Origin of the sequence: Rhodococcus shunpengi, from assembly GCF_048381395.1 — a bacterium.
Taxonomy (GTDB): domain Bacteria; phylum Actinomycetota; class Actinomycetes; order Mycobacteriales; family Mycobacteriaceae; genus Rhodococcus.
The window spans coordinates 1-7,627 of the sequence record NZ_JBLWIU010000007.1; the positions used below are offsets into that span (position 1 = coordinate 1).

The 7,627-nt window shown below is 65.9% G+C and carries 6 protein-coding genes; 5 read left to right on the forward strand and 1 reads right to left on the reverse strand.

Annotated elements, in window-relative coordinates; translation table 11 throughout:
• The first annotated feature begins 119 nt into the window (after positions 1 to 119).
• Positions 120 to 1,121 (forward strand): IS481 family transposase, encoded by a 1,002-nt coding sequence (locus ACNJ7K_RS00940; RefSeq protein WP_487041014.1) that lies wholly within the window; start codon positions 120 to 122, stop codon positions 1,119 to 1,121.
• A gap of 8 nt (positions 1,122 to 1,129) precedes the next feature.
• Here the strand turns inward: ACNJ7K_RS00940 and ACNJ7K_RS00945 are convergent, their stop codons facing one another.
• Entirely contained in the window at positions 1,130 to 2,038 is a 909-nt protein-coding gene (locus ACNJ7K_RS00945) for an IS5 family transposase (protein ID WP_487041015.1), read from the reverse strand.
• A 302-nt stretch (positions 2,039 to 2,340) separates the two neighbouring features.
• Between ACNJ7K_RS00945 and istA the strand changes: the two genes are divergently transcribed.
• The 4 genes from istA to ACNJ7K_RS00965 all read left to right on the forward strand — a co-directional run.
• The gene (gene istA / locus ACNJ7K_RS00950; RefSeq protein ID WP_317551040.1) at positions 2,341 to 3,915 is read left to right on the forward strand and encodes an IS21 family transposase; all 1,575 of its coding nucleotides are present in this window, start codon (positions 2,341 to 2,343) and stop codon (positions 3,913 to 3,915) included.
• Positions 3,915 to 4,688, forward strand: coding sequence for an IS21-like element helper ATPase IstB (istB, locus tag ACNJ7K_RS00955; protein ID WP_268655955.1), 774 nt, complete (start codon positions 3,915 to 3,917; stop codon positions 4,686 to 4,688). Before istA ends, istB begins: the two co-directional genes overlap by 1 nt.
• Before the next feature lie 1,105 nt (positions 4,689 to 5,793).
• A complete protein-coding gene (locus tag ACNJ7K_RS00960; protein ID WP_487041016.1) occupies positions 5,794 to 6,723 on the forward strand; it encodes a tyrosine-type recombinase/integrase in 930 nt (309 codons plus the stop codon).
• A 135-nt stretch (positions 6,724 to 6,858) separates the two neighbouring features.
• The coding region (locus tag ACNJ7K_RS00965) for an IS256 family transposase (protein WP_487041017.1) at positions 6,859 to 7,627 on the forward strand (769 nt) is incomplete at its 3' end.

A 7,627-nucleotide genomic window follows, 5' to 3' on the forward strand; every position in this document is an offset into this window, starting at 1 on the left:
TGTTGCGGGTCATGACGTTGTAGACACCAGCTCAGGGGATTGAAGAAGGCGGACGGGCCTTCCAACGGCAGGATGGGAAGTACCACCAACTCACCCAGCGCAACCGAAAGAACCCGTCCATGCTCCACCGTAACGCCCCGCTGTCCGTCGAAGGTCGCCGCCGTCTCGTCGAGCGGTGCCAGACCCGTCCGCTGTCCCATGTCGCCGCCGAGATGGGGATCTCCCGGTCCTGCGCCAGCAAATGGATGGCCCGCTACCGCGAACACGGCGAACTCGGTCTGCTCGACCGCCCCAGCGTGCCGCACCATCAGCCCACCGCGACCCCGGCTGAGACCGTGGCGCGGATCGAGACCCTGCGGCGGACCCGCAAGTGGTCCGCAGCCCGCATCGCCCACGAACTGGGCGCCGACGGCATCAGCATCTCGGTGCGCACCGTCAGCCGGCACCTCGTTCACCTCGGGTTGAACCGGCGCAGGTTCCTCGATCCGAACGGCGAGAACAATCGCCAGCCACGCCGGATCATCGCCCGCTGGCCCGGCCATATGGTGCACGTCGACATCAAGAAAGTCGGCCGGATCCCCGACGGCGGTGGCTGGCGTGTCCACGGTCGGGGCAGCGAGCAGGCCAAGAAGGTCGAGCGCGCCAAGGTCGCCGGTGCCCGCGCCGGTTACGTCTACCTGCATTCGGCGGTCGACGGGTTCTCCCGCCTTGCCTATACCGAGGCGCTATCCGACGAGAAGGCCGCCACGGCAATCGGGTTCATGCACCGCGCACGGGTGTTCTTCGCCGCCCACGGCATCGTGCACATCCACCGGGTCGTCACCGACAACGGGTCCTGCTACCGCGCGAAGGACTTCGCGAAAGTGCTCCACGGTGGCCGGCATCAGCGGATCACCCCGTATACGCCTCGCCACAACGGGAAAGTGGAGCGCTACAACCGCATCCTGGCCGAGGAGTTCCTCTACGCCCGCGTCTGGGCCAGCGAACGGCAACGCGCCCAGGCCCTACAGGTGTGGAATGTGCACTACAACTATCATCGGCCGCATACTGCCGTCGGAAACCGGCCGCCCGCGAGCAAGCTCCGGACCGGTGTCACCAACGTCATGGCCTCATACAGCTAGGCCGTGTTTCAAAAGGTGGCTGATCGCAGCCACTGATTGATCGCGGCGATACGCACGGTGGCGGTGTAGCGGACCGCAAGCTTGTCGTATCTCGTTGCCACAGCACGGTTCTGCTTGAGCAGGTTGATGCCGCACTCGACGGCGTGCCGCTGCTTGTAGTGCTCGGTGTCGAAGACAGGTGGGCGACCACCGGACGAGCCCTTCTTCTTCCGATTCGCGACCTGGTCGGTCTTGGTCGGGATCGTCGCCCTGATCCCTCGCGTGCGCAGGTAGGCGCGGTTGGCGGCACTGCTGTACGCCTTGCCCGCCAGGACCGCATCAGGGCGGCGGCGCGGTCGACCACGACCGCGCCGCGGCACCCGAATCGCGTCGAGCACGGCCTCGAACTGCGGACTGTCACCGCACTGACCTGCAGTGACGATGAGTGAAAGGACCTTGCGGCCCTGCTCGCATGCCAGATGGGTTTTCGTGGTCCAACCGCCGCGGGAACGTCCCAACGCATGATCATCGGGCTCGGTGTCGACACCGCCCGGCGGCTCGGCCTGCCGATCACCGTCCCTGCGGGCACCGGCTGCGTGCTGGTGTGCTCGGGCGATGGTCGAATCGACGCTGACCTCCCACACGATCGCGCCGGCCGCGTCGGCGAGCGCCTGCACTCGGGTGAGCATCTGCGCCCACACCCCTGCGCGTTGCCAACGCCGGAACAATCCATACACCGTCTGCCACGGTCCGTACCGGTCCGGAATGTCCCGCCACGGACATCCTGTGCGGATGCGCCACCGGATCCCGTCGATGAGCTGGCGTTTCGTCCACTTCGGCGGCCGACCCGCCTTCTTTCCCCGAGGCAGCAACGACTCCAACCATGCCCACTGCGCGTCGGTCAGATCCGCCCGCCCCGATACCGCTACGCTGGGCACGAGGTCTCCGGTATTCAGGTTTGTCTTGGTCGATTAACCCTCTACCGGAGACCTCGCTCATTCAGTTGTCATGACACGCCAGGCGGGGCAATGAATCCCTCGGCGGAACCACATTTGAAACACGGCCTAGCGGACATGCCAACCTCCCTGTAGACGGACACGTTCGTCCCTGCTGACGGACAGCTGATCTCCCTGACGATGGACACAGGGGCCGGCGGTGTGTCGGTCCTGAACCAGACGCCCCTCCGGGGTTTTGCTCGAGGTCTTCGACCACCACCGAGCGACTCCCACCGGAGGGACGCATGAAGAAGTCTGACAGGGACATCATGGAAATACTCGAGGCCTACGACACCACCGGCAACGCGCACTCCGCAGCGCAACTGGCCGGCGTCGATCCGAAAACCGTCCGACGCTACGTTGCCGCCCGGGACGCGGGGATGCCGGTGACCGGCCCGTCGCGACGACCCCGCATCATCGACGAGCACCTACCCCAGATCGAGCAATGGGTCGAGCGCAGCAAAGGCAAGGTCCGCGCCGACATCGTCCACGAACGCCTCCTCGCCCTCGGCTTCGACGGCACCGAACGCACCACCCGACGCGCCGTCGCCGAGGCGAAAGCAGCATGGCAGGCCGGACACCGCCGCACCTACCGACCCTGGATCACCGAACCGGGACTGTGGATGCAATTCGACTGGGGTCAGGGCCCGAAAGTGCCCGGCCCGGGCGGGATCCTGCGTTCGACGCTGTTGTTCTGCGCCTGGCTGGCGTGGTCACGCTACCGGGTGGTGATCCCCGTATGGGACCAGAGTTTGCCGACGTTGATCGCGTGCCTCGACGCCACGCTGCGTCGCTTCGGTGGGGCACCGACCTACGCGTTGACAGACAATCCCCGCACGGTGAGCATCGATCACGTCGCCGGGATCCCGGTGCGGCACCCGCAGATCGTCGAGACCGGCCGGCACTACGGCATGGCCGTGCACACCTGCGTGCCCTTCGACCCGGAATCGAAGGGCGGCAGCGAAGCAACCGTCAAGATCGCCAAAGCGGACCTGGTGCCGACGGACGCGAACCTGCTGCCGGACTACGCCTCGTTCGCCGACCTCGAGGCCGCCTGCGACCGGTTCTGCGCCACCGTCAATGCCCGTCGGCACCGCGAAAGCGCCCGCATCCCCACCGAGGCGCTGGCAGAGGAACGCGTCCGCCTGCACACCCTGCCGTCGACCCCGCACACCCTGGCGTTGGGCACCACCCGCAGCGTCGGCACCGATCAGACGATCCGGTTCGGGTCGGTGCGCTATTCGACCCCGCCCGGCCTGGTCGGCGCCGAAGTGTGGGTGCGGGCCGCCGGCACCGACCTGGTGATCGTCGCCGACCTGTCGGCGCTGCCCCGGATCCCCGACTGGGCCGGTGACCGACGCGGGTTGAGTGAGGTTGCGCGGCATCGCCTTTCGACACCGGGGAATCCGAGTATCGATCCGGCGCATTACCCGGACCACCCGCAGCAGCCCGGTGGGGCACCCCGGCCACCGACACCGAAGGCCCGTTCGGCGGCCGAGGCCCGGTTCCTCGATCTCGGTCCCGGCGCGCACGCCTGGCTGATCGCCGCCTCGGCGGCCGGCGCGGTCCGGATCCGCGCGAAGATGACCGCCGCGGTCGAGTTGGCCGCGTTCGTCGGCGCCGACACCGTCGATGCGGCGTTGGCGGTCGCGGCCGAGGCGGGCCGGTTCGCCGAGTCGGACCTGCCGGCGATCGTCGCGCACCACACCGCCACCACCGGCGACGCCGGGGTGGTCGTCGCCGACGAGGCCCATTCGGTCCAGCCCGGCACCGCCGCCTGGGCCGGATTCGGCACCACCGCAGCGGCGGGAGCGAGCTGATGAACCACCAGCCTGCGCCGGCATTGCCGGACGATCTGGTCGCCGTACTCAAACGGATGCGCCTGCCCTATCTACGCGCTGCCGCCCCGGAGGTGCTGGCCACCGCGAAGGCCCAGCGGTGGGATCCGACCGAGGTCCTCAAGGTGCTGCTCGACGAGGAGGTCCGCGGCCGCGACGAGGCAACGAAGGCGATGCGCCGCAAGAGCGCCGGATTACCGGCCGGAAAAACGTTTTCCTCGTGGCGCGAGGCGGATTCGTCGATCCCGGCCCCTACCCAAAGCTCCCTGGCGACCCTCGAATGGGTGCACCGCGCCGAGAACCTCGCGGTCAGCGGGCCGTCGGGGACCGGCAAGACCCACTTCGTCGAGGCGCTCGCCCATGCGGTGATCGACGCCGGGATGCGGGTGTCGTGGTTCACCCTCGAGTCGTTGACCGCAGCGATCGGACGCGCCGCGGTCGACGGGTCGATCGCCAAGACCATCACCCGCATCACCCGCGCCGAGTTGATCGTCGTCGACGACATCGGGATGTTGCCGTCCGGGCAGGCCGCCGCCGAGGCGTTCTATCGCCTCGTCGATGCCGCCTACGAGCGGCGCAGCCTGGCGGTGACCAGCAACCTCCACCCGTCCGGGTTCGACACGATCATGCCGAAAACCCTCGCCACCGCCGCCGTCGACCGACTGCTGCATCACGCCCATGTGGTGATCACCGAGGGCACCTCGTTGCGACTGCAGGACGCCACCACCGGACGAGGGGTGATGCCGTTGACCTGACCCCTATGCGGGAGATCAGCTGACCGCCGACAGGGAGATCAGCTGTCCGCGCACAGGGACATGACCTGTCCGCCTACGAGGATGTCCCACTGTCCCTTGACAATTGCAATACCGACCGGCTCTGGGAGACCTACGCCCGCGACTTGGATCACGGTTACCCCTTCCTCGACGGGATGGGGTGGGTACGGTCGCGCACCGGTCGTGGACGAGTCGTGAATTCCGCTTCCTCCGTCCCGACGGTCCGCCTGCGGCCTGGACAGCTGCTGAAGTTGTTCACGTGAAGGTACTAGGTTACATATACGACACGACGGCGCCGCCGACCTTGCCGCCGCCGTGGCACCGCCGGGCCCGTGCATACGCGCTCGCGCAGCACCTCGTCCCCATGAGAGACCACGCCGATTTCACCTGAAAACCACTGTGGCGCAATTGGTCACAGAACACCGATAACCTTCGTTATGTTAACTAGCAGGTTGGTTATTCGCGCGGACCGCGAATACGACCACCTATCTCCGCCGCGGATGAAGGCGCTTCGGCGGCTCATCCGATCGCGACCTCTCGGCACGAACCAGCGATCCCGCGACCATCGGTCCCGCCAGCCCGGGCGCATGTCGATCGACCCAAACCGGACACGCGTCGATCGACTCGGATGTCTGATATCTACCTCGGTCATGATCGACACGTCGAAGCGACGACAGGACCAATACGGGTGGCGGCATCCCAACCGAAGACGCGGCAAACGACCGCAGTCGTCGTGGTCATCTCGGCGACGGCCACCCCGGACCGTAGACCGCCTTCTCGACGTGATCATGATGGATAATCGGGGTTATCCATGATTAAGCGTCACGAGTTGCGCGACATGCGAACCCGTGACGTCCACATGGCGGAACGAGACAACCACTCCGTGTCGACCGACTCACGCAGGCGCTGAACTGCGGATTCCCTACCCATCTGCCGAGCTCCGCCTCCTCGCCGAATCCCGCTATCCCACGCTCGCACGGGGGATGTTCACCCGGTCAGTGGATCCTCTCCACCCTTCTGACCTGGCGACCTTGACCCACATTCGCATTATGTGCGAATATTTCGCGCACAATGCGAGGGGGTCTCCATGGGTCGTTCGGATCGCCGTGGACCTGGGGATGCGTCGCTGCACCTTGCCGACGGTGTGGCACTGCTCCGACCCGAAGAGCAGGTCTTTCAGGCCATGCTCGACGGATGGCGAAACCAGCAACTCAGTCGCAATCTGGGCTTCGGTACCGTCAACGCACGAGAGGCGATCGTCCGCCGCTTTCACGCCTTTGCCGGCAGTGAGCCGTGGGAATGGTCCGCTGCCGATGTCGACGAATTCTTCATGCAGCGTCGGGCGATCCACGGCTTGGCGCAGAGCACACTTTTGGGCTATCAACTGGCACTGCGGGCGTTCTTGGCATATCTCGTCGATCCTGCATATGGATGGTCCGAAGCATGCGAGGAACGATTCGGAACTCACCCCACCCAGGTCTGCCACGAATGGAATACCGCCCGCCACACCCAGGACGCGATCGCTCGACCGAAGAAACGGGCCTTGACCTGGGAGGAAGTTCAGGACCTTTTCGATCACGCCGACAATCGTGTCGAACGCATCCTGGCCCAGGGAAGGAAGGGGGCCATCCCAGCGTTTCGGGACGCGGTGCTGCTCAAGGTGGCGTACGCCTGGGGACTTCGCAGAAACGAAGTTCGTATGCTCGACACGATCGACTTCGGATTCAATCCGAAAGCTCCCGCGTTCGGTCGATACGGCGTTCTGTACGTGCGGTACGGGAAGGCGATGAAAGGCGCCCCGCCGAAGCGTCGAAGTGTCCTGACCGTTCCCGAGATGGACTGGGCGGTCGAGAGTCTGGTCCAATGGATCGAGGATATTCGACCCCGAATATCAGGCGAGGACAACCCTGCCCTGTGGTGCACGGAACGCAGTAGCCGTATCGCACTGGGCTCGGTATCCAACACGTTCAACCAGTTCCGCACGGAGCTCGGTCTCGCCTCGGGCATCGACGGGTAAGTCCCAGGGAGTGGTGGGAATCGGTTGAGGGCATCCGGGCAGGTCCACGGCGTGTCGATCCCTCACCGAGGGTGGGCCATCGCGTAGTGATCAACGAGTTACCTACCACAGTGACTCACAGAAAGCAGCTACGCGATGACCCACGACCATTCTGCACTGCTCGCCCAACTCGACGCACTCAAGAGCGCCGACAACACCAACGTGTTCGCCGAACTGATCCGCACCGGACTGCAAGCTCTGATCGAAGCCGAAGCCACCGACAAACTCGGCGCCGGCCGCTACGAACGCACCGACACCCGCATCACCCACCGCAACGGACACCGCACCAAAACCGTCGCCACCACCAGCGGAGACGTCGAGGTCAAGATCCCCAAGCTGCGCTCCGGGTCGTTCTTCCCCTCGCTGCTCGAGCGCCGTCGGCGGATCGACAAGGCTCTCTACGCGGTGGTGATGGAGGCCTACGTGCACGGGGTATCGACTCGCAGCGTCGACGACCTGGTCGGCGCCCTCGGAGTCGACTCCGGGATCTCGAAGTCGGAGGTCTCGCGGATCTGTGCCGGTCTGGACGCCGAGATCGCCCGGTTCCGGGAGCGCACCTTGACGCACACGAGCTTTCCGTATGTGTTCCTCGACGCCACTTTCTGCAAGGTCCGTGTCGGTGCGCACGTGGTGTCCCAGGCGTTGGTGGTCGCAACTGGGGTGTCGATCGACGGTAGCCGTGAGGTGTTGGGCACCGCGGTCGGGGACAGCGAATCCTACGAGTTCTGGCGGGAGTTCCTGGTCGGGTTACGGGGTCGGGGACTGTCCGGGGTGCATCTGGTGATCTCCGATGCGCACAGCGGGCTCAAAGCTGCCATTGCGCAGCAGTTCACGGGTTCGTCCTGGCAGCGGTGCCGGGTGCATT

Coding starts and splice junctions, on each gene's coding strand:
- istB (WP_268655955.1), top strand. CDS start 3,915: ATGAACCACCAGCCTGCGCCGGCATTGCCGGACGATCTGGTCGCCGTA.
- ACNJ7K_RS00940 (WP_487041014.1), top strand. CDS start 120: ATGCTCCACCGTAACGCCCCGCTGTCCGTCGAAGGTCGCCGCCGTCTC.
- ACNJ7K_RS00960 (WP_487041016.1), top strand. CDS start 5,794: ATGGGTCGTTCGGATCGCCGTGGACCTGGGGATGCGTCGCTGCACCTT.
- istA (WP_317551040.1), top strand. CDS start 2,341: ATGAAGAAGTCTGACAGGGACATCATGGAAATACTCGAGGCCTACGAC.